This window comes from Pseudomonas sp. NPDC089743, from assembly GCF_044748785.1.
GTDB classification, from domain to species: domain Bacteria; phylum Pseudomonadota; class Gammaproteobacteria; order Pseudomonadales; family Pseudomonadaceae; genus Aquipseudomonas; species Aquipseudomonas putida_X.
The window spans coordinates 1-22,874 of sequence record NZ_JBIVGS010000008.1 but is presented as its reverse complement, the minus strand read 5'-3'; the positions used below and the strand labels follow the sequence as shown (position 1 = coordinate 22,874).

Sequence of the window (22,874 nt, the reverse complement as noted above, 5' to 3'; positions counted from 1 at the left end):
AGTCATCCTGTCGAACAAGCAGATCACATATGCCGGCTCCTGGATCATAAAAAACCTCTTCACCGGCCGCCACGTGCGGCGTATTCCGTCGCATTGCCATCATTGAAAGCGGCGTCCTAAAGCCCTCACAGCACCTACTGGGCCAACCCAAAATGCGACTTACATCACCTTTTTAAAATTATTTTCCAGAAGATTTTTCAGCCGTTTTCCTCTGCCTAAAACCCCTTCCCCACGGGCCCAAGCCCAGATTCTACGCACTCAAAACGGCTACCAGATATCAATGCGACATCATTGCGCTGCGTCACAAACAGGGAAAAAATCGCGGCCCCAGCAGGAACTTCTTCCAACGCGGGGTGCCATACACGGCATTACTGGCAACACGATATTCATGTGCCAGTACCGAGTTTCCAGTCCACGCCAGCGGCGTATCAGGACGATTCAAAAGGCTCATGGACGATGTACCGATGACACAGACGTTTGATGTCGAAGCACTGATCAAGCTGCGTAGCCAGACGCGGGCAATCTCCGATGCGCTCAAGGCGCAGGCGGCCGATTACCTCGCTACCGTGGCGCCGCTGATCCGTCCGCAAACGCTGTTCGGCGAATACCTGCAGGGTGCGCAACGCAGCAGCGGGCGCGAAACCCAAGGCCACTTCCAGTCGCTTATCGAACTGTACGAACGCATCGGTTCGGCCACGCCTTTCCAGCTGGTCAGCGAACTGGAAGTGCCGCTTAACCTCATCAGCACCACCCCCGAATTGTTCCCCCTGGAATACGACAAGGTCCTGGCCCCCAGCGGGCAGGTCATCCGCGTCACCAGCCCTGTGCGCTGGGTCGTGGGTTTTCAGGGCTTCGAGCTGGCGCGCTTTCGCAATGTCATCAACGACCCCAACCGCAGCAGCGCCGAGCTGTACCGCTTCGTGGTGCATTACCTGGTGCTGTTCTACTGCCTGAGCAAGTCGCCTGGCCTTGGCCGCCTGTTCGAAGGCTTGCGCTTTGGCTTGAGCTTCGAACGCCTCAAAGGCATGGGCGACCTGCCTTTCTGCGTCATCAGCTCGCCGGTGCGTTCGGAACTTCCCGACGATTCGGTCATCCGTAGCAGCACGCAAATTGCCGGCAACACCAGTTTCGAAGAGCTGGTGGGCCGCGACAACATTCTGGAAATGAACGACGAAATCCGTCAGCGCCTGCTGCTGACGATCGAAGGACTGTAACGCGCAGGCCCCGCCGGGCCGCGCCATGATTCGCAGCGAATTGCTCGCACTGGAGAACACGATGGCGAAGAAGGAAAGTACCCAGCACAAACTCGACCGCGTTCGCGCGCCGCGGGTTCACATCACTTACGACGTGGACATCGGTGATGCGATCGAGAAAAAGGAGCTGCCCTTTGTCGTTGGCGTGCTGGGTGATTTTTCCGGCAACCCGCTGGAGCCCTTGCCCAAGCTCAAGGACCGCAAGTTCGTCTTCATCGACCGCGACAACTTCAACGGCGTGCTCAAAGGCATCAAGCCGCGCCTGACCTACCGCGTCGACAACACCCTGGCCAAGAACGGCACCCAGCTGGGCGTGGAGCTGAACTTCAACAGCATGGAAGACTTCGAGCCGCAGAACGTCGTGAAGCAAGTCGAGCCGCTGCGCAAGCTCTTGGAAGTGCGTAACAAGCTGGCCGACCTGCGCAACAAGATGGGCGGCAACGACAAGCTCGAAGAGCTGCTGATGGACGTGCTGCAGAACACCGAGAAGCTGAAAACCCTGGGCAAGGAATTCGGTCGCGAAGCCGCCGTCCCCGCCGCCGATGGCAAAGAGTAAGCAGGAGCCAGACGATGACCGACAAGCAAACATTGCCACAACAGGACACTGACCTGGTCGAGGTGGAAACCTTCGCCCCGCAGGCCTCGCTGCTCGACAGCATCATCTCGGAAAGCCGCGTTGCCCGCTCCGACACCGAGCGTAGCCGTACCCGAGACTTGATCGGTGAGCTGGTCGGCCAGGTGTTGGAAGGTGAGCTGACGCCTAGCAAGGACCTGATCGCGGTGCTCGATGCACGCATCGCCGAAATCGATGCAATGCTTACGGAGCAGATGAACGAGATCATGCACGCCCGTGAGTTCCAACAGCTGGAAGCTTCGTGGCGGGGCCTGAAGTACCAGGTCGACCAAACCGAAACCAGTACCACGCTGAAGATCCAACTGCTCAACGCTTCAAAGAAAGATCTGGTCCGGGATCTGAAAGCGGCCTCCGAGTTTGATCAGAGCGCGCTGTTCAAGAAAATCTACGAAGAAGAATACGGTACTTTCGGTGGCGCGCCGTTCGGCATGCTGGTGGGTGACTATGAGTTCACCCGCAGCCCGGAAGACATGTATCTACTCGAAGAAATTTCTCATGTCGCCGCCGCAGCGCACGCCCCCTTCATCTCCGCTGCATCACCGGAGCTGTTCGGCTGGGACTCATTCACAGACATGTCCGGGCCGCGCGACCTGGCAAAGATTTTCGACACAGTCGAATATGCCAAATGGAAGTCCTTCCGCTCGTCGGAGGACTCGCGTTACGTCGGCCTCACGCTGCCCCACGTGCTTGGGCGCCTTCCGTACGGCCCGGACACCGTTCCCGTCGATGAGTTTAACTTCATAGAGAGCGTCGACGGCCGCGACCACAACAAGTACCTCTGGATGAACGCTGCTTACGCATTGGGCACTCGCGTGACCGATGCATTTTCCCGCTACGGCTGGTGCGTCGCCATTCGCGGCGTGGAAGGCGGCGGTTTGGTTGAAGGCCTGCCTACCCACACCTTCAAGACCGATGACGGTGAAGTAGCCCTCAAGTGCCCAACGGAAATCGCCATTACCGACCGCCGTGAGAAAGAGCTGTCGGACCTTGGCTTCATTCCCCTCGTCCATTGCAAAGGCACCGATTACGCCGCTTTCTTCGGCACTCAGTCGACGCAGAAGCAGAAGCAATACAACACCGACATCGCCAATGCCAACGCACGCCTGTCGGCGCAACTGCAATACATCTTTGCCACTTCGCGCATTGCTCACTACATGAAAGCCATCATGCGCGACAAGATCGGCAGCTTCGCTTCGCGCAAGGATGTCGAGTCCTTCCTCAACGAATGGCTGGCGGACTATGTACTACTCGACGACACCGCAAGCCAGGAGGCCAAGGCCAAATTCCCGCTGCGCGATGCCAGCGTCGAGGTGGTTGAAGTGCCAGGCAAGCCCGGGGCTTACAAGGCCGTGGCATTCCTGCGCCCGCACTACCAGCTCGATGAATTGACCGCGTCTCTGCGATTGGTCGCCGAACTTCCGCAGTCTACTCGTAGCTGATCGATCCCAGGCCAGGAAGGCGTAGTACACCCATGAGCCGTCACTATCAGTTGGTGCCAACACTGCTGGATCGCTTGCTTGATGATGTTCCTCATCACTCAAGCGAGGCGGTCTCAAAGCGCCTGTGCTCTCTGGCCGACTACAAAGCCAGCCTGATCCGCGACCTTGAGGTGCTGGTCAATACCCGCCAGTGCCTGGTTGCCGACCGGCTCGGCAGCCACCCTCAACTGGCGGGAACCATCCTTGAGTACGGCATGCCGGACTTCACCAGCAAAGGCGTGCTCAACCCGGAGGATCGGCGGTTGATCCAGGCCCAGCTGGAGCGTGCCATCAGCGTGGGTGACAAACGTTTTCGCGCTGTACGCGTGCAATTGATGAACCAGCAGGTAGGCCACCGCATGCTGACTTTCAGAGTCGATGCCGTGCTGCAACTGCAGGACGCCACACGCCAGGTGTCCTTCGACGCGGTATTGCAGGTCAATACCCAAGAATACAAAGTGCAGAACCTCAACTGATGCTAGACGACCTGCTGCCCTATTACGAAAAGGAACTCTCGCACCTGCGCTTTCTTGGGCAGGAATTTGCGCGCGAGTATCCAAAAATCGCTTCGCGCCTGCTGATCGAGGGGGACAACTGCGAAGATCCCCACACCGAACGCCTGATCGAAGCGTTTTCCTTCCTGTCTGCACGTATCCATAAAAAACTCGATGACGAGTTTCCGGAAATCGTCGAGGCTTTTCTCGAAGTCCTGTACCCGCACTACTTACGCCCGACGCCGGCGCTGTCGATCGCCGAATTCTCTGCTGGCAACCGGGCAGCGCTGACGACGCGCTATGACATCGCCCGCCATACCGAGATCACCTCACGCAGCGTAGATGGCGTCGCATGCCGGTTCCGCACCTGCTATCCCGTGCAACTGTGGCCTATCGTCGTGCAGGACGCCTCGTTTGCCGAGCTCGAGCGCTCAGTGTTCAACGGCCACAGCGCCGACCTGGTAGCGCACCTGAAAATTGGCCTGGCAGCTACTACCGACCTGCACTTCGGCCAGTTGGACATTCATTCGCTGCGGTTCTTTCTCGACGGCGAAAGCACGTTGATGCTGCAACTGTACGAGCTTCTGTTCAACAACCTGGCGAAAGCCACCTTGAGCTTTACAGAAAACGGCCAGCGCCGCGAAATCGGCCTGCCTGCTGACGCGTTGCAAGCAGTAGGTTTCGAGGCTGCCGATGGCCTGGTGGACTATTCTCCCCGTTCGTTCACCGGCTACCGCTTGCTGCACGACTATTTCACCTTCCCCGATAAGTTCATGTTTTTCGACTTGGGTGGGCTACAGCGTTGCCTTGCGGGCCGTGACCTGCAAACGATCGAGATCAATTTCTACTTCGCCCACTACGAACTTGGCGAGCGCCTGGTGCGTCTGGCGCAGAACATCGGGCGCAACAACTTCAAACTCGGCTGCACGCCGATCATCAACCTGTTCAAGCAACAGGCCGAGCCGATCAAGCTCACGCACGCGCAGCACGAATATCCCGTCACACCGGACGTACGCCTGCAAGGCAATGCCGAAGTGGTGTCAATCGATCGCGTACAGCGCGTGCGTAAACTCGCTGGCACCGACAGAGTCAGCGAATGCAATCCTTTCTTCGAGCCCCGCGGCGAGCTGGGGCCTGAAGCCTGCTATTGGATAGGACGTCGACAGCCATCGCGTCGCGGCAGCCAGCCGGGCACCGACATGATGATCCGTGTGGTCGACCGCGAACTGGATCTGATCGATACCAGCAGCGATACCTTGAGTATCGCCCTGACCTGCAGCAACCGAGACCTGCCCCAACTACTCAGCTATGGCGGTAGCCAGAGCGATTTCAGCCTGGATCAGGACGGCGTGGTCGACAGCATCCGCATGCTGCGCAAGCCCACGGCCACTGCCCGGGTGCCGCTGGGCGATGGCCTGATCTGGCGGCTGGTTTCCCACCTGTCATTGAACCACTTGTCGCTGGTGTCCCAAGGCAAAGAGGTCCTGCAGGAAATGCTCAGCCTCTACAACTACCGGCGCGGGCTGGCCGTACGCAAGCAGATCGCTGGCATTCTCTCGATCAAGAGCGAACCGGTAGTCGCCCGCATCGGCCACCCGCGGCCGAACTTCGTACGCGGTGTCGGAATTACCCTGGAGCTCGACGAAAGCCAGTACATAGGCAGTGGCGTCTTCTTGTTCGGCAAGATCCTGGACCATTTTTTCGGCCTGTACTGCACCGTCAACAGCTTTACCCAACTTACCCTTCGTACCCGCCAGCGGGAAAAGAGAATCGTACAATGGCCAGCCAGAACCGGCGATCAACCCCTGGTCTGATCGACCAGGCACGCGCGGAGCCGTACCGGTTCGAGTTTTTCCAACTGGTACGGTTACTGCGCCTGCACTACAGCAGGGCGGGTCGGATTGATCCAGAAACGCGACCGCATGACGACCCGCTGCGGTTTCGCTCGCAGCTGTCGCTGAACTTTCCGGTCAGTGAAGTCAGCGAGTTGAAGTTCGAGCGGGCCGAACGCACCAATGCCAACGATCAACCGCTGTCCGAAGTGCAGGTTACCTTCATGGGCCTGGTCGGGCCGTCCGGGGTCCTGCCACGGCCTTACACCGAGATGCTGCTGAACCGTCACATTCAGCACCGCGACGATGCCGCGCATGCTTTCATGGACCTGTTCTCCCACCGGATGGTCGCGCTGTTCTACCAGGCCTGGCAAAAGTACAGGTTTCACATCGAGCACGAACGCAAAGGCACCTCCGACTTCGAGCGTTACCTGCTCAACCTGGTGGGGTTTGGCGAGCAAGCGCAAAAGCGCAAGTTCGACAAAGCAGCCCCAGGGCTGCGCTACGAACTGTTCAGCCACTTCGCAGGCCTGTTCACCCAGCGACCGCGCAACGCGCAAAACCTGCAGGCGATGCTGTGCTTCTACTTCGGCTTGAATTTCACGCTGCGCCAGTTCGCCGGGCGCTGGTTGAAGCTGGAACCAGAGCAATGCACGCGGCTGGGTCGGCAGAACACCCAGCTGGGGCAGAGCACGGTCGCCGGTAATCGCGTATGGGACTACCAGTCGTGTGTGCGTATCGAAATAGGCCCGCTGGAGCTTGCCGATTATCAACGGTTCCTGCCCGGCACCGACAACCACCGCAAGCTGGTCGAGCTGGTGCGTTTTTACCTCGGTCCCGCCCTCGATTTCGAACTGGCACCACAACTCAAGCCCGAGGCTGTTCCCGTTGCCCGCTTGGGCCGCGAAGGCGGTGTTGCGCTGGGTTGGCTGGGCTGGCTGAAGCGGCCCGGCAGCCAGGCCAAGCCTGCTCGCTGTGGCATTTTTAGTATTCCTTTTGATGGGGTCTCGCTGTGAACCTTAAGTCCTTGTTTGCCAAGCTCAACGATACCTGCCGCAGTGCCACCGAGAGCGCGGCCGCGCTGTGTCTGGCAGAGCGTCACTACGAAGTAGACATCGAACATGTATTGCTGCAACTGCTCGAAGCCGACGACAACGACCTGCGCCCCGTGCTGCGCCACTACGACGTGGTGATCGAGCGCCTGCAGTCTCAGCTGGCTCAGGCGCTTGAAGGGTTCAAGACCGGCAACACCCGCACCCCTGCCCTGTCGCCTCACATCACTCAGCTGATCGAGCGCGCCTGGGTCCTTGCCTCAATTGAGTACGGCACCCAACAGATCCGCAGTGCCTATCTGTTGCTGGCATTGCTCAACGACCCCGAGCTGCGCCGCCTGTTGCTGGGCAACGCGGTCGAGCTGGAAAAGATCAATGTGGACGACCTGCGTGCCAACCTGGCAGACCTGATCAGCGCCAGTGGCGAAGCTCAGATCACCGCGGCTCTGCCCACTGACGCCAGTGCTCAACCAACTGTGCGCTCGCCCGGCAAGACACCAGCACTGGATCAGTACACCGTAGACCTGACCCGCAGCGCCCGCGAAGGCCGGATTGATCCGGTGCTGGGTCGCGAGGCCGAGGTACGCCAGATGGTCGACATTCTCACCCGTCGCCGTCAGAACAACCCAATCCTCACTGGCGAAGCTGGCGTCGGCAAAACTGCAGTGGTTGAGGGCCTGGCCCTGCGCATTGCCCTGGGCGATGTGCCGACACCGCTCAAGGACGTCGCCATTCGTACCCTTGACCTCGGCCTGCTGCAGGCCGGCGCCGGCATCAAGGGCGAGTTCGAAAACCGCCTGAAATCGGTGATCGAGGAGACCAAACGCAGTCTCCACCCGATCATCCTGTTCATCGACGAAGCTCATACGCTCATCGGCTCCGGCGGCCAAGCCGGGCAAAACGACGCTGCCAACCTGCTCAAGCCCGCGCTCGCGCGCGGCGAGTTGCGCACCATCGCAGCCACTACCTGGGCCGAATACAAGAAGTACTTTGAGAAGGACGCCGCACTCGCCCGCCGCTTCCAGGTGGTCAAGGTGGAGGAGCCAGAAGAGGACCAGGCCATCTATATGCTCCGCGGCCTACTGAACAAGATGCAGGAGCATCACCGCGTGGCGGTGATGGACGACGCCTTGGTTCAGGCCGTGCGCCTGTCCAGCCGCTACATCACCGGCAGGCAACTGCCCGACAAGGCCGTCAGTGTGCTCGACACCGCTTGTGCCAGGGTGGCCCTGGGCCAAAGTTCGCAACCAGGGCGCCTGGAAGACTGCCTGCGCCTGGTCGAGCATCTGCAGGCTGAAATCAACCTGCTGGAGCAGGAACAGGGCAAAGGCAGTGACCATCAGCGCCGACTCGAACAGTTGCGCCAACAGATCGAAGAAGCCACTCAGCGCCAGCAGCGCCTGAACCTGCAATGGCAGCGTGAGCTGGAATTGGTAGGCCAGATCCATACCCTCAGCGAGGCCAGCGATACCGACAATCGCGTCGAGCTGGCCGAATTGCGCAACCAGCTGACTGATGTGCAAGGTGAAGAGCCATTGGTCCATGCACTGGTAGATGGCGCGACCATTGGCGAGGTCATCTCGGGCTGGACCGGTATTCCCTTGGGCAAGATGTTGCGCGACGAAATCGACACTGTGCAACGCCTGCCTCAGCTGATGGCGGAGCGCGTGCTCGGGCAGGATCATGCCCTGCACGAGATCGGCAAACGCATCAAAATTTCTCGGGCGCGCATGGAAGATCCGAATAAACCCATCGGTGTATTCCTGCTGCTCGGGCCAAGCGGCGTGGGCAAGACCGAGACAGCCCTGGCGCTGGCCGACACGCTGTATGGCGGTGAGCGCAATGTCATCACCATCAACATGTCCGAATACCAGGAGGCCCACACCGTCTCCAGCCTCAAAGGCTCGCCCCCCGGTTACGTCGGCTACGGCGAAGGCGGCGTGCTGACCGAGGCGGTGAGACGCAAGCCCTACAGTGTGGTGCTGCTCGACGAAGTGGAAAAAGCCCACCCGGACGTGCTCGAACTGTTCTTCCAGGTGTTCGACAAGGGTGTCCTGGACGATGGCGAAGGGCGTGAGATCAATTTCCGCAATACCGTGATCATCCTCACCTCCAACGTCGGTACTGACCACATCATGCGTACTTGCCTGGGTGCCGAACAGCCCCCGGCGCCGGCACAACTGGTCGAGGACCTGCGAGAGCAACTCAATACCGTATTCAAACCGGCGTTCTTGGGCCGTCTGAGCATCGTCCCCTACTACCCGGTACAGGACGCCATCCTCGAACGCATTGTAGGTCTGAAGCTTGAGCGCATCCGCCAGCGCTTCGAACGCAATCATCAAGCGCAATTGCACTTCAGCCCGGCCCTGGTACCGGCAATCGCCGCACGCTGCACCGAGGTCGACAGCGGCGCGCGCAACATCGACAACATTCTGTCGGGCAGCCTCATGCCAGAGCTGGCCGACCGTGTACTCACGCGCATGGCAGAGGATCAACCGATCAGCAACCTGCGCATCGACCTGGATGAAGCCGGTGGCTTCGCCTACAGCCTGGCGTAAGAGATGCAGTCGTGACGCAAGGACCATCAGCAGCAGCCCGCACCGTTCGGGAGCTGCCAGACCGAGATTTCAGGAGCAGTGCAATGGGCAGGTTACTGGGTGTATTGATCGTGGCGTCGGCGCTCAGCGCGTGTGGGGTCACAGACCGGGTCGGCAAGCGAGTGGACGACACGTGGGCAGGCGACATGCTGTTCAGCAGCGACGAGCAGGTGACCCTGACCGTTGATGGCGGCAACCAGCTGAACCCAGACGTAGCAGGCACGCCGCTGTCGGTGGTCACCCGTATCTATCAGCTCACTAGCCTGGAACGCTTCATCAGCAGTGACGCCGATACGCTACTGGCCAACCCGGAGCAAGCACTGGGCAACACCCTGCTCGATACCCGCGAGCTGGTTGTGTTGCCAGGCATCGGCGACATCCAGCGCTGGCCACTGACCAAGCAGGCCCGCTACGTCGCAGTGGCCGCGTTCTTCCGCGATGAAAGCGGAGGGCGCTGGAAGATGGCCTTCAACGCTGACGCCTTCCGCAAAGACGGCATCCTGTTCTCTTCCAGCGGTGGTCGAATTCTGCTGGACCGCAACGAGATTATCGCCGAGCGCGGCCAGGACGTGCTGCAGATGCCCTCCCAGCAGGAAATCGCCACGTTGCAACCCGCTCAGCCCCAGCAAGCACAACCGTCTGTTGCCCAGCAACTGCAGGCCAAAGCGCTGGACTCTGCCCAACAGGCTGCCGAAGAGGCAGCTGACAAATCCATCAAAAAATCAGTGAACAACCTATTCGACTCTTCACTGGAAGGTATCCATGAGTAAGAAAAGCCGTGTGATGTGGTCGGAGGGGATGTTCCTCCTGCCCCAGCACTTCCAGTACCAGGACGAGTTCCACCAACATCAGCTGGCCCAGGCGACCCTACGCTCGTCGCCGTTCCACTGGGGTGTTCAGGTACTGGAAGTCGACGAACAGGCCTTGAGCAGCGGTGTACTGCAGCTCAAACGCCTGCACCTGGTGTTCCCTGATGGTTCCGTATTCGATGCGCCGCAGCACGACCCGTTGCCGGCCGCCCGCGACCTCAAGGAGGTGATGCAGGGCTCTGGCCTCAAGGTGTACGCCGCCCTCAAACTGGCAGAGCCCTACAGTGCCAATTACCTTGAGGACGGAGCCGAGCGAACCGGTGCCCGCCGTTACCGCAAAGCGTTCGATACGCTGCCCGACCTCAACGAAGGTGATCTGGAAAACGAAATCACTAGCCTGCGCCTGAACGTGGTGCTGCTGGTCGATGGCGATGCGCTTGACGGCTACAGCTATTGCCCGTTGCTTCACCTGCAGCGTAACAACCTCAACGCCTTCAGCATCGACAGCCAGTTTGTCCACCCGGCATTGCACCTGGGCGCCCACGAAACCTTGCTGACTATCGCCCAGCGCCTGCTGGCTTTGCTGCACAGCAAAAGCGAGACCTTGTCCGGCCGGCGACGCGAACGCGCTGATCACATTGCCGAGTTCGGCTCCAGCGATGTCAGCCTGTTCTGGCTGCTATACACCGTCAACCGCGCTTACCCCGGTCTTGCGCACCTGCTGCAGCATCCGCAGCTGCACCCGGAACAACTGTACCGCTTCCTCGCGGAGTTGGCCGGCAGCTTGCTGACCTTCTCGCTGAACGCCCGGCTGGACGACATCCCGGCCTACGACCACCAAGACCCGGCCGCCTCGCTGATGAAGCTCGACCGGCTGGTGCGCGAACTGCTCAACAGCGTGGTGCCAAACCAGTACATCCCGATTGCGCTGGACCAGACTCGCCCCTCGTATTACGTCGGCCGCCTGAACGATCCACGCCTGGTGGACGCCGATTTCTACTTCTCGGTCCACGCCGACATGCCTGGCGCCCAAGTACTCGAACTGGTGCCCCGAGCCTTCAAGGTTGGCTCACCGGAAGACATCGAAGTGGTGGTCAACACGGCCATGCCCGGTGCCACGCTCAACCACTGCGTACGCACACCGAACGCCATTCCGGTACGCCTGGACAACCAGTACTTCGCAATCGAACCCCATGGACGTGTGTATGAACGCATGATGAGCGCCAATGCCATCGCCTTCTACGTCCCCAGTGCTTTCAAGAATCTCAAGCTCGAACTGATGGCGGTGCTCAAATGACTGTTGCCGTAATGCCAGGCGGCGTGGCCGCCACTGAACAGCCCTCGACCCTGAAGGACCTGGTAAAGGACTTCCTGACCATGGCCCTGATGATCCGCCGGGGCAACAAGGTTGTCGATGTTAAGCGCCTTCGAGCCAGTGTTGACGAGTTCTTCCCTGCGCTGGAGCGTGATGCACGCCGTGCCAACTATAGCGTCGAACAGGTCAAGGATGCCCAGTACGCATTGTGCGCCTTCCTCGACGAAAGCGTGCTGAACGCAGGCCCTAGCGAAATCCGCAACCAGATCGAAATCAATCCGCTGCAATTCCAGTACTTCGGCGTACACCTGGCTGGCCAGGGCTTCTTCGACAAGCTCGACAGCCTGCGCACCGACGTCAAACGCAACCTGGACGTGCTCGAGGTTTACCACCTGTGCCTGGCGCTAGGTTTCGAAGGCAAATACAGCCTCGAGCAGAAGGACCAGTTGCGTTACATCGCCAACACCCTAGGCCAGGACATCGCCCGCCACCGGGCACCCCGCAAGGCACTCGCCCCGCAATGGGCACTGCCCGACCAGGTGTCGCAGATGCTGCGTTACGAAGTGCCGTTGTGGCTTTACCTGGTGCTCATCGCACTGGTCTGCGGGGCGGTCTACCTGACCCTGGACTGGTTGCTGGGCAAGGAAGTCGCCGCTTTGGCGGAACAGGTCCGACGGCTGTTCGGCGTTTAATTCGGGTACGGTCAGGAAGACATGAAAGCACTACTGCGCTGTTTGAAAAATTTCTGGTTTGCCTTGGCGCTGGTCTGGGCCATTGGCTTGTTGGCCTGCTGGTTCGCACTGCCGCGCTGGCAGGTGTCGCGCGAGCAAATCTATGTGGCGATGACGCTGTTCAGCGCCGTGTGCCTGCTGCTGGTCGTGTTGCGCCAATACCGCCGCATCCGTGCAGAGCAGAACATCGAGAACCTGGTGCAACTGGAAGTTGACCGCTCGCTGGGCAGCGAAGGTGAATTCCGCGATCAACATGTGCTGCGCGAGCGCCTCAAGCACGCCATCGCCATGCTGCGCTCGGCACGCTCGGCGGGCGGTGGGGGTGCATCGGCACTGTCCGACCTGCCCTGGTACCTGGTAATCGGGATGTCGGCTTCCGGCAAGACCTCGCTGCTGACCCGCTCCGGGCTGTCCGCATCGATCGCCGGTGCACAGGCCAGTGGTTTCGACAGCGGTACCCAACACTGCGACTGGTACTTCAGCCCGGAGGCGGTGCTGATCGATACCGCCGGCCGCTACCTGCGTGACGATGCCTCGGCCAGCGAGTTCGCGTCATTCCTCAGGCTGCTGCGCAAGCAACGCAGCAAACCTGCCGTCAACGGCTTGGTGCTGGTGGTCAGCCTGCCAGAGATCATCTGCGCGACCGTTGCCGAGCGCGAAGCCATCGCCGCACGCCTGGTCAACCGCATTGACGAGTACAGCGAGTGCTTGGGCGTCAACCCGCCGCTGTACCTGATGCTCAGCAAGACCGACCTGCTGCCGGGGTTCAATCAGGCATTCGAAGGCCTGGACAATAACCAGCGTCAGCACCCCCTGGGCATGACCTTCCCGCTGGCCGACTTGCGCAGCAAGGGCTTGCGGGCAGTGGCCGAAGAACGCTTCAACCAGTTGCTGGCCAGTGTGCGCGAGCATGTAGACGCTCAACTGATCGGCGCTGGCAACACGGCCAACGTCGAGCTGCTGCAGTTCCCGAACTACTTTGCCGAGCTGTCCACGGTGCTTGGTGGCTTCCTAGAGCAGTTCGAACGCAACGCCGATGGCCGTACCCCCCCGATCGTGCGCGGTGTGTATTTCACCAGTGCACTGCAAACCGATGAGCAACTGCCGCCGGTGTATGAAGATGCACTGGGCGCGCACTACGCGCTGCAAGCGAGCGCTCGCCCGGCTGCCGGCACGCCCGCACAAAAGGTTGGCGACAAGAGCTACTTCATCACTGGTACGTTCCGCAATGTCGTGTTCCCTGACCGCAACCTGAGCCTCTATTATTCGCGCCAAGGGCGCACCCGCGCCCTCACACCGGCGCTCGCCGGAGCGGCTGCACTTGCGGGGGTCGCCCTGCTGGCGTGGGAAGGTGTGTCGTTCCACAACAACCGCCAAGTGTTTGCCAGCATCGCTGGCGAACTCAGCGAACTGGAACAGGCACCCGACCAGGCCGAGCGGCTGGCTTCGGGCCAGGCGATGGAACAGTTGCGCCGCTACCTCGGCGAATTCGAAGGTTACGACAGCGACGGTGTCCCCTTGGCCCTGGGCGCAGGGCTTTACAGTGGTAATGATCTGCTCAGCCCGCTACGCCAGGCTTACCTGCAGCAATTGCGTACCCAGGCACTTGAACCGATCGGCAAGCAACTGCAGGTGCAACTGCGCGCCCTCAACCAGTTTGCCGAGACCGTGGACCGCACCCCGCTGGCCGCACCCGGCAAACGTCCCACAGCCAAGGCAACCGCCGTCAATGCTGCACCTGCCAAGTCCGTTAAAGTGTTCAAGACCCCCGCCAGTGCGCCGTTGGTGACCGGTCTTGCAGGCACTGGTAGCCCGACCCTCGGCCAACTCCATTCGACAGCCACCCAGGCCGGCCAGGAAGGCCGCCGACGCGCGCTCGATGCACTGCAGGACAAGGCGCGCTCGATATCGAGCGCCGACTCCTCTGAGGACACTGCACTCACTGCGGGGCTTTCGCTGTCCGAGGACAGCCTTGGACGCCTTAGCGAGCAGCAGATAGCCTCGGTAATCGAGGCCTACAGCGCACTCAAACTGTACCTGATCCTGACCCACCCGCAGGCGCACCCGGATGCCGACTTCGTCGCCACCGAGTTGCCCCGCGCCTGGGCACAGGCAGCGCAGGCGCAAGGGCTAGACATCAGCCCGGAGCTGATCGCCGCCAACAGCGCAACCTATGTACGTTACCTTGAGCAAGGCAGCGCTCCGGCACTGCGCCGCAATGAGCAGTTGGTCACCGATGCACGGCAGAGCCTGCGCTCGTTCATGATCGCCAGCTCCCTGGTCGACCGTGAATACCTGCGCCTGCAACTGGAGTCTGGCCGTCAATACCCAGCATTGACGCTTGCCGATATGGTCCCGGCCAACAGCCGCAACCAGTTGTTCTCCGCCGAATCTGTCCCTGCCTTCTACACCCGCCAGGGTTGGGAAGAATTCGTCCAGCCCGAGTTGATCAAGCTGCTGTCGGGCGAGTTGCGCAACGAAAGCGACTGGGTGCTCGATGGCGAAGGCGGCAACGGCCTGGTGCAAAAAGCCAACTTCATGCGTGAGCTGCTGGCCCGTTACAAATCTGACTACGCCGAAGCCTGGTTCACCCTGCTGCAGGGCGTTGGTGTGCGTCATTTCACCGACATGGCTAACGCCAGCGAACGCCTTACGGTCTTGAGTGACGTACAAAACTCGCCGGTCAAGAGCCTGCTCGCGGCTGTGAACCACAACACCGACTGGGACCTGCCCAAACAAGCGTCCACCTCGCCGACCAGTCCCGTCGAAGACAGTTTCTGGAGCAGCATCAAGGGCGTTTTCGCCGGCCAGGGCGCACAGGGGGCTGCTATCGTCGCCAAATTGCCTCGCGTTGACGATGCCAGCCTGGCCAAACGTTTCGAGCCGGTATCGCGGCTGTTTGCCACGCAGAACGCTGAAGGCGCCGACAGCACCGTGATGGATCGCTATCTGGCCGCGCTGCGCAAACTGAAGGTACGCCTGAGCAATATCCAGCGCTCCCAGGACGTCGGCAAGAACAGCAAACTGTTGATCAGCGAAACCCTCGAAGGCCAGCCTTCGGAGATAACCCTGGTACGCAACTACGTCGAAACCAGCGTCGATACAAGTGCCGGTAGTTTGTCCGATTCGCTGCTGCGCCTGTTCAATTCGCCCCTGCAGTACACCTGGGAAACTCTGCGGGACCCGGCCGGACAGCAGATCGCCAAAGCCTGGGCGCAGGATATCGCCCGCCCATGGCAGCAGGTCATGGCGCACCGTTATCCAATCGTCGCCAACAGCAATAACGAAGCCTCGGTCAAAGACCTGCAGCGCTTCGTCGACCCCGAAAGCGGCTTGCTGCCCGCCTTCAAACGTAACGAAATCGGCAACTTGGCCGGCGGTGAAGGCCTGGGCATGGGTACCGGTAATAGCAGCAGCCCATTGGTCAACACGAAGATGGTCGACAGCATCGACAAGGCCAGCTCGGTTGGCCAGGTCATCGCCAGCCTGTCAGACCGCGAGAACGGGTTCGAGATCATGCTGGAACCGTCAGCACGCTACACCGACATCATTTTCACTCTCGACGGCCAGGAGCAGCACTACCGCAACGGCCGCACAAGCTGGAACCGCTTCGCCTGGCCTGGCAGCAACAACGCACCGGGGGCACGCCTGGACGTGGTGACCCTCGAAGGCCAGCGCGTCACGGTGTTCGACTACCCCGGCCGCTGGGGCCTGCTGAAGATGAACGATAGCGCCCGTGTCACCGACCTGGACACCATTCAGCAGCGCTTTACCTGGCAATCGGTGGCCGGTCCGGTGAGCCTGGTCGTTCGCAACTACGGCGGGGTGAAGATGACCGACCTGGCTCAGGTCAAAGCACTGAGCGTGCTCAACGACAGCGCGCGGGTGAACTGATGATCGGTTGCTTCGGCAAAGTCCCGGCCAGCGCCGACTTCGTCAGCCTCAACGGCGCCCTGCCAGAGGTGTGCGAGTTCGACCTGTGGCTGCAGAGCGGCCTGGGCCGTATGCAGTCTCAGGCCGACTGGCGTGAGCGCTTTGACACGTTGCCGGTGTGTTTCTTCTGTTACCGCAGCCGCAACGGCCACTGGCTGCTTGGCGGCTTCATCAGCTCGCGCGACACCAGTGGCCGGCGGTACCCGTTCATGGTGTTCCAAAGCATCCGGGTGGAGCACGACGAACTGTTCGTCAGCCCGCATATTCTCTGCGAGCTGTTTGCCGGGCAGATCAAACCGTTGCTGATGCAGGCAGCACAAGGCACCGACATGACCGAACTGTTCGCCCGGATCAAGGCGATGCGCGGCTGGACCGTGCAAGACCTCGACCTTTACCGCCGTGTGCACGAAAAATTTCTGCACGATTTCAACCTGCGCGACGTCGCCCGGCCGCTGCGCCACAGTTACCCGGAGTTCGACACCCAATCCGGCATGGCCAGCCTTTACCGTCTGCGCGCCGCCCTGCAGCAACAGCAACTCGCAGCGATCAGCCTGCCACTGCCAGCGCAGAGCGGCCTCAAACGGCCGATGGCTGACCTCTGGTGCACGTTGCTATCCCGCCTGCGCGGTACGGGGGGCATGCCCGACGTCAGCGTGCTGGTGGACGACTTCATGCGACCTGGGCTGCTGTGCTTCGTGTCGCGCGGCAGTGATGAGGTCTACCGCGTGCTGACTGGCGTTGCCGACAGCACTGAGCGCTACAACCTGCTGGACCCTTTGCCACAGCCAGCGGCAGGCGGCGCATTGGCGCTACCTGCCGATGACCTCGCCCTGAACGATTTCATAGAGCGCTTTGCCAGTGCTCGGGACGAACAGTATTGATGAACAGGCTCAAGTATTACTTCTTCAAATACCAACCGTATGTACTCGGTGTGGTGTTCTTCCTGGCCATTTTCCTGGTCTGGGCCGTCGGCGTGGCGCTGGGCTTTGCCTCGCTCTATAGCTTGCTCGCAGGTATCGGGTTGTTCGTGCTTCTGTCCGCCGCGTATGTATTGCTGATGTACCGTGGCGTGTCCAACCACCACGACCTGGAAGCGCTGCTGCGCGATGACGCCGACCAGGCCGTGCTCAACGCCAACCCGCAGGACCGCGAAGAAATAAGCCTGCTACGTGAGCGTCTGCTGCAAAGCATCGAGCGCTTACAAGGCACGGGTAAATCCGGGGCCAACAAGGACGCCCTGTACGCCCTGCCCTGGTACTTGGTCATCGGTCAGCCGGCCTCGGGCAAGAGCACCATGCTTTACCAGTCCGGCCTCACGTTCCCTTACGCCGACCGCGAAGGCGCAAGGGTTTCCGGCCTGGGCGGTACGCGCAACTGTGATTGGTTCTTCAGCTCCGAAGCGGTCCTGCTCGACACCGCCGGGCGCTACATGGATAACCAGGAAGAGGCCGGCAAATGGCGCGCCTTCCTCGGCCTGTTGCGTCAGCACCGCCAGCGCCGGCCCCTCAACGGCCTGATAGTCGCAGTCAGCATCGAAGACATCCTGCACGCCACCGCCGAAGGCCGCGAGCGCTTGGCCAAACGCCTGCGTGAACGCATCCAGGAGGCGCACGAACTGCTGCAATTGCGCTTGCCGATCTACTTGGTTTTCACCAAGTGCGACCTGCTGCCCGGTTTCACCCATTTCTACCGTCAGCTCGACTCGTCAGCGCGCGACGAAGTCATGGGCAAGACCTTCGCCCACGAAGGTTTCGAAAAATCCGACTGGGGCACGCGCTTTAGCACTGGCCTGGACGACCTGGTCGAACACTGGCAGGCGTTGGCCGACCAGCAGATGCTGCAGCAGGACATCCAACTGACCCGTCAAGACCCGGCTGCGTACCGACTACCGCTGGAGCTCGCAGCACTCAAGCCCTTGCTCAACACCTTCGTGGCCGACCTGCTACGCGCCAACCCTTATCAGAGCGCCGAACTGCTGCGCGGGTTCTACTTCACCAGTGCTTTGGACGCCGCTGATCCAGCCGAGGGGGCGTACGCCCGCCAGGTGCGTGAACGCTTTGCCCTGGCTGCACCCGACAACGCCGCTGCCGCCAACAGCCAACCCGCGCCGCTGTTCATCGCCAGCCTGTTCCGCAAAGTGATCATCCCCGATCAGCACTTGGTGGCGCTGTACACCAGCAACCACCACGAAACCCGTCGCAAGGCGACCTGGGTGGGTGTCGCCGGGCTTGCCGGGTTGCTGCTGTGTCTGGCCTGGGGCTGGTCGTACAGCAACAACAAGGCAGCCCTCCAGTCGCTGGCAGCCAACCTGAGCGTAGCCCAACAACAGGATGCGGCAGCCAGCCAGCAATATACCGACTGGCACACACTGGACCAAATGCGTCACGCTGCAGCCAAACTGTATGCCCGCCACCACGTCGACGGCGTGCCGCTGGCCATGCGCATGGGCCTGTACACCGGCCACGCCATCGAGCCGTTCCTGCGCGAGGCGTATTTCGCCCAACTTGAAAAGGTCATGCTCAAGCCAACTGCCGACAACCTGACCCGCTCTCTGTATTTGTTGAGCAGCATCAAGATCTACCAGCGCAACGCTCCCCGCCTGGAAGCGGTGAGTGGTATCGACAGTGTCGAACCGCGCGCCCTGCCGGTGGACAACCGTGCTCAATCAGTGGCGACCTTCGGCCAGACCACCCTGGATACCTATCTGATGTTGTCCAAGGCACAGCGCGAGCAAGCCCAGCCCGCCGTGCTCAAGGCACGCATTCCCGATTACTGGTACCCGGCCATCTACAAGCAGGTGCCACACGCTGACGGGCAGTCCGCGCAAGCCGCGGGCGAGGCCGATGACTACCAGTTCGCCGGGCGCCAGATAGCCTTTTATGCCGATCAGATCCACGAGCCGGACGTACCGCGCATTCTCAACAACGCGTTCCTGATTTCCAGTTCGCGCAACTACATCAACAGCCTGCTGTCACGGTCGCTGCGCGCAATCGAAACCATCACGCTGGAGTCCGACACACTGTTCGCCTTCGGCCGCGCCGACTTCCAGAGCCTTGAGCCCGCGGGCCAACGCCAGCTCAGCAGCATTGCCAACAAGCTGCTGAACACCCCCAACGTAGGCAAGATCATCATCACTGGCCACGCCGACCAGATTGGCGACAGCCAGAGCAACCTGCAGGTCTCGCGGCAACGTGCCCAGACCATCAAGACCTACCTGGTAGGCAAAGGGCTGCCTGCAGAGCTGGTCGACGCCGTGGGCGAAGGCAGCGACAAACCATTGGTGCGCTGCAACATGCAAGCGCCGCGCGCCCAACTGATTCAGTGCCTGGAACCTAACAGGCGCGTCGAGATCGAGGTCCGGGCACTTGATTGATGCCAGGTCTCAACACGACCCCTGCGGCATGTACGCAGGGGTCAAACTCAGGGCAGGTCCAATCGTTGGATCAAGGAAGCCCTTTACACCTATGGAGAAACTTACAGATGGCATTTGACGCATACCTCAAGATTGACGGCATCCCAGGCGAAGCACTGGATGACAAGCACAAGGACTGGATCGAAGTGCTGGGGTACCAGTACGGCGCTACCCAAGCCACTTCGGCGACTGCCAGCTCTTCGGGCGGTGCGTCGTCCGAGCGTGTCAACCTGAGCGACTTCACCATTCGCAAGTACGTGGACAAAGCCTCTGCCAAGGCTTTCGAGGCGTGCTGCAAAGGCCAGCACATCAAGGAAGTGGTGCTGAACGTAAACCGCGCCGGTGGTGACAAGGTGACCTACCTGACCATCACCTTGGAAGAAGTTGTGATCTCCTCTGTCAACTTCCTCGGCAACCTGCCGGTGGACGGCGAAGCCAAGTCCGAAAGCGACCTGCCGATGGAAGAGATCAAGTTCAACTTCTCGCGCATCAAGACCACCTACACCCAGCAGAAGCGCTCCGATGGTGCTGGCGGTGGCAAGGTCACCGGCGGCTGGGACCGTTCGCTGAACAAGGTCTACGCCTGAGCCTGACCTGAGCTGCCGCCTGTAACGGGCAGCTGGATAGAGGGTCCCGTGCCACACGGCACGGCGACCTTCCTTTTACCTTAGCGATAGAGCCGTCCATGTCCGACATTCTTGACGACCTTTCATTGTCTGCCTTGCGTGCCCCGATTGATGGCGGTGCCGGTGAGGACCTGAGCTTTTCCAGCCTGTTCGATCAGATCAAGGAGGCTCGCCGTGCCGATGCTGACTACCTGACCCAGGGCGACTGGCAAACCGACCTCAAGCAGGCCGACTGGGAGCAGGTAATTCAACTAGCCGCGGCTGGCCTCACCGAGCAGAGCAAGGACTTGATGCTGGTGGCCTGGCTCGGCGAAGGCCTGGCACACAGGAAACAGTTCCCTGGCGTTCGTTTTTCCCTGGCAGTGGCTCAAGCCCTGCTGGAAGATTTCTGGGACACGCTGTACCCGGCCCTCGACGAGGGTGTGGAGGAACGCGCGGCCCGCATCGCATGGCTTACGACCACGCTGACCCAGGTGGTGCGCACCCTGCCGATCACCCAGGGGCAGAACTACAGCCTGCACAGATATGAAGAATCGCGGCAGGTCGAAAACCTCGCCCGGCAAAACCCATCGGCAATGCACCAAGCCTTGGAAGAAGGCAAGATCAACGCCGAACTGTTCCAGCGCTCGGTGGTGCTCACTGACACCGAACATCTGCACCAACGGCATGCGCAGATCAGCGAATGCCTGGTCGCCTGCCAGCAGCTTCAGGCTGCCGTCACCAAGGTATTCGTACACGATGCGCCTAGCTTCCTCGCACTGAACGACGTGCTGGTGCACGCCCGCCAATTGGTCGAACGCTTGCTCAAGGAGCGCGGCGTCGAACTGGCTGCAGCACCAGCCACAAACGAACCCGCGCCCGAGCAACGCGTCGATGACGTCGCCCCCACTGCTGTCGCGTATGAACACCGCGCCGCCGATGCACCGCTGCGTACTGTGCCGCTCAACCGCGAAGAAGCCTTCACCCTGCTGCAGGGAGTGGCGCAGTACTTCAAGCAAGCCGAGCCCCACAGCCCGGTGCCTTACCTGGTCGAACGAGCCATCAAATGGGGCAACATGCCGCTGGAGTCCTGGCTCAACGATGTGATCAAGGACAGCAGCGTGGTCGATAACATTCGCGATGTGCTCGGCACCTTGCAACCTCGTGACTGATTTGTGGTCCTAGCCGCCAGAAAAGGAGTTTCGACATGCGTCCGATCATTCTCTTGAACGACCCTACCGACCGCGGAGGGATGGTCGTGCAAGGCTCAACGTCAACGTTGGTTTACGGCCGTGCGGTCGCCCGGCTGGGTGACAAGGTGATGTGCCCGCACGGTGCTTGCGTAATCGTCAGTGGCGACACCACCACGTTGGTCGACGGTAAGCCCGTGGCCCGTCATGGCGACAAGACCGCCTGCGGCTCGAGCCTGATCGCGACCAACAGCGACACCGGAATACTCTAAGGACTGCCAGCATGTTGAAACCCTTTGCCCAGGGCCATCGCTCGCTATGGGACGTGATCGGTGAACGCCGTGAACAAGAGCAACGCCTGGCGCCCCCTCCCCGCCCCGTTGCGCACTACGACACCGCGCGCATCGGGCTGGCCGATGCCTGGCTGTGGCTACCCAACCTGACCCCGGCTGAGGCCAAGGCAGGCAAGGCGCTGGGCAAGGTCGATGCTGACTTCGAGCACGACCCACGGCTGGTCAGCCCGGCTGGCCATCGGCGCAATGTGCGGCGTATCCGCGCGGGCACCGACCGCGCTGAGGTCAGGCCGTTGCCGAGGGCGCTGCAATTGCTACAGGCCATGCTCAGACAGTGGCATGACTTCGCTACCGAGCTGGACTGGGACCAGGTTCAGGTCGTGCTGTTCGCCCCCACCGATATAGCTCCAGATCCGTGGCTCGATGCGGTGCTCGAGGTGTGGCCATTCGACTATCTGCCCGGTCATGGCTTCATTGCCCCGGAGCAAACGTTCTCCACCTGGCTGCCTTGGGCGCTGCAGAATGACTTGGAGGCCCCCAACCTCTTGTGCATCGGGCTCGACTCTTGGGCGACTATCGCCAGGGCTGGCGGCCTGACGGGTGAGCGGATGGCCGGTGAGGCCATCGCCGTGCTCGCGTTGCAACGAATCGACCTGGCCAACGTCGATAGCAATCCCCGCTGGCATATCTACCCTGCCGTCGCTCACACCCATGAGCCCCGCGCCTCGCAGTCACGCAAAAGTACGGGTGGCCTGGAGCAGGTGGCCGCGGCATTGTGTGAGCGGTGTGGCCTCACAGTCGCCGAAGTGAAGGCTGTGGTCACCGACGGCCACCACGACGACAATCGCCTTGAGCATCTTTACCAGTTCCTGAGTAACTGCCTGCCCGACTGCGACCTGCAGCAGCACGTCATCGGGCATGCGCTGCTGGCGGGCGAATACGGGCACGGCATCATCGAGATGAGCGGGCTGGCGCTGGCCTTGCAGGCGGCCAACAGCCTGGAGGGGGCGGTGCTGGTGCTCGACCGGCATGCCTCGACGCAGACCCAGGGTTGGCTGCTTGGCCCATCGCAGGTAGCAGTTGCCGACCAGCAAACGAGTGAGCATTCCTGATGATGAGGTTCGCCACCAAACCCAACTGCATGGCTCAGCAACGCGCCCAAACCGAAGCACGCCTGAAAAAGATGGGCATCGCCATCGATGAAAACTACCAGGACCCGCCCATCAAGGCCCTGGAATAACCCATT

General features: G+C 61.0%; 18 protein-coding genes. All 18 read left to right on the top strand.

Annotation, left to right across the window (positions count from 1 at the left end):
• The first annotated feature begins 464 nt into the window (after positions 1-464).
• The 18 genes from ACIPZC_RS15645 to ACIPZC_RS15560 all read left to right on the top strand — a co-directional run bounded on the left by ACIPZC_RS15645 (position 465) and on the right by ACIPZC_RS15560 (position 22,868).
• A complete protein-coding gene (locus tag ACIPZC_RS15645; protein ID WP_400627922.1) occupies positions 465-1,214 on the top strand; it encodes a hypothetical protein in 750 nt (249 codons plus the stop codon).
• Positions 1,215-1,275: 61 nt separating this feature from the next.
• Positions 1,276-1,809: a type VI secretion system contractile sheath small subunit gene (gene tssB / locus ACIPZC_RS15640; protein ID WP_012314370.1), complete on the top strand. Its 534-nt coding sequence runs from the start codon at positions 1,276-1,278 to the stop codon at positions 1,807-1,809.
• Positions 1,810-1,823: 14 nt separating this feature from the next.
• Positions 1,824-3,326: a type VI secretion system contractile sheath large subunit gene (gene tssC, locus ACIPZC_RS15635; protein ID WP_400627920.1), complete on the top strand. Its 1,503-nt coding sequence runs from the start codon at positions 1,824-1,826 to the stop codon at positions 3,324-3,326.
• A 32-nt stretch (positions 3,327-3,358) separates the two neighbouring features.
• The gene (gene tssE, locus ACIPZC_RS15630; protein ID WP_400627918.1) at positions 3,359-3,841 is read left to right on the top strand and encodes a type VI secretion system baseplate subunit TssE; all 483 of its coding nucleotides are present in this window, start codon (positions 3,359-3,361) and stop codon (positions 3,839-3,841) included.
• Entirely contained in the window at positions 3,841-5,673 is a 1,833-nt protein-coding gene (gene tssF, locus ACIPZC_RS15625; RefSeq protein WP_400627916.1) for a type VI secretion system baseplate subunit TssF, read from the top strand. The genes tssE and tssF overlap by 1 nt, the downstream gene beginning before the upstream one ends.
• Positions 5,637-6,707, top strand: coding sequence for a type VI secretion system baseplate subunit TssG (gene tssG, locus ACIPZC_RS15620; protein WP_400627914.1), 1,071 nt, complete (start codon positions 5,637-5,639; stop codon positions 6,705-6,707). Before tssF ends, tssG begins: the two co-directional genes overlap by 37 nt.
• Entirely contained in the window at positions 6,704-9,301 is a 2,598-nt protein-coding gene (gene tssH / locus ACIPZC_RS15615; RefSeq protein ID WP_400627912.1) for a type VI secretion system ATPase TssH, read from the top strand. The genes tssG and tssH overlap by 4 nt, the downstream gene beginning before the upstream one ends.
• 83 nt (positions 9,302-9,384) lie before the next feature.
• Positions 9,385-10,110, top strand: coding sequence for a type VI secretion system lipoprotein TssJ (tssJ, locus tag ACIPZC_RS15610; protein ID WP_400627910.1), 726 nt, complete (start codon positions 9,385-9,387; stop codon positions 10,108-10,110).
• Entirely contained in the window at positions 10,103-11,446 is a 1,344-nt protein-coding gene (tssK, locus tag ACIPZC_RS15605; RefSeq protein ID WP_400627908.1) for a type VI secretion system baseplate subunit TssK, read from the top strand. The genes tssJ and tssK overlap by 8 nt, the downstream gene beginning before the upstream one ends.
• Positions 11,443-12,156 (top strand): type IVB secretion system protein IcmH/DotU, encoded by a 714-nt coding sequence (gene icmH / locus ACIPZC_RS15600; protein ID WP_400627906.1) that lies wholly within the window; start codon positions 11,443-11,445, stop codon positions 12,154-12,156. Before tssK ends, icmH begins: the two co-directional genes overlap by 4 nt.
• Positions 12,157-12,177: 21 nt before the next feature.
• Positions 12,178-16,089 carry a type VI secretion protein IcmF/TssM N-terminal domain-containing protein gene (locus tag ACIPZC_RS15595; RefSeq protein ID WP_400627904.1) on the top strand — a complete coding sequence of 1,304 codons (3,912 nt, stop codon included), beginning with the start codon at positions 12,178-12,180 and terminating at the stop codon, positions 16,087-16,089.
• On the top strand, positions 16,089-17,009 hold the full coding sequence (tagF, locus tag ACIPZC_RS15590) for a type VI secretion system-associated protein TagF (protein ID WP_400627902.1): 921 nt from the start codon (positions 16,089-16,091) through the stop codon (positions 17,007-17,009). The genes ACIPZC_RS15595 and tagF overlap by 1 nt, the downstream gene beginning before the upstream one ends.
• Complete coding sequence (gene tssM / locus ACIPZC_RS15585) at positions 17,009-19,501, top strand: type VI secretion system membrane subunit TssM (RefSeq protein ID WP_400627900.1); 2,493 nt, start codon at positions 17,009-17,011, stop codon at positions 19,499-19,501. Before tagF ends, tssM begins: the two co-directional genes overlap by 1 nt.
• Before the next feature lie 107 nt (positions 19,502-19,608).
• Complete coding sequence (locus ACIPZC_RS15580; RefSeq protein WP_400627898.1) at positions 19,609-20,127, top strand: Hcp family type VI secretion system effector; 519 nt, start codon at positions 19,609-19,611, stop codon at positions 20,125-20,127.
• Positions 20,128-20,225: 98 nt separating this feature from the next.
• Positions 20,226-21,317: a type VI secretion system protein TssA gene (gene tssA, locus ACIPZC_RS15575; RefSeq protein ID WP_400627896.1), complete on the top strand. Its 1,092-nt coding sequence runs from the start codon at positions 20,226-20,228 to the stop codon at positions 21,315-21,317.
• 35 nt (positions 21,318-21,352) lie between these two features.
• Entirely contained in the window at positions 21,353-21,607 is a 255-nt protein-coding gene (locus ACIPZC_RS15570; RefSeq protein ID WP_400627894.1) for a PAAR domain-containing protein, read from the top strand.
• Positions 21,608-21,618: 11 nt separating this feature from the next.
• Positions 21,619-22,740, top strand: a complete 1,122-nt coding sequence (locus tag ACIPZC_RS15565; RefSeq protein ID WP_400627892.1) for a hypothetical protein — start codon at positions 21,619-21,621, stop codon at positions 22,738-22,740.
• Entirely contained in the window at positions 22,740-22,868 is a 129-nt protein-coding gene (locus ACIPZC_RS15560; RefSeq protein WP_400627890.1) for a hypothetical protein, read from the top strand. The genes ACIPZC_RS15565 and ACIPZC_RS15560 overlap by 1 nt, the downstream gene beginning before the upstream one ends.
• Positions 22,869-22,874 lie beyond the last annotated feature (6 nt).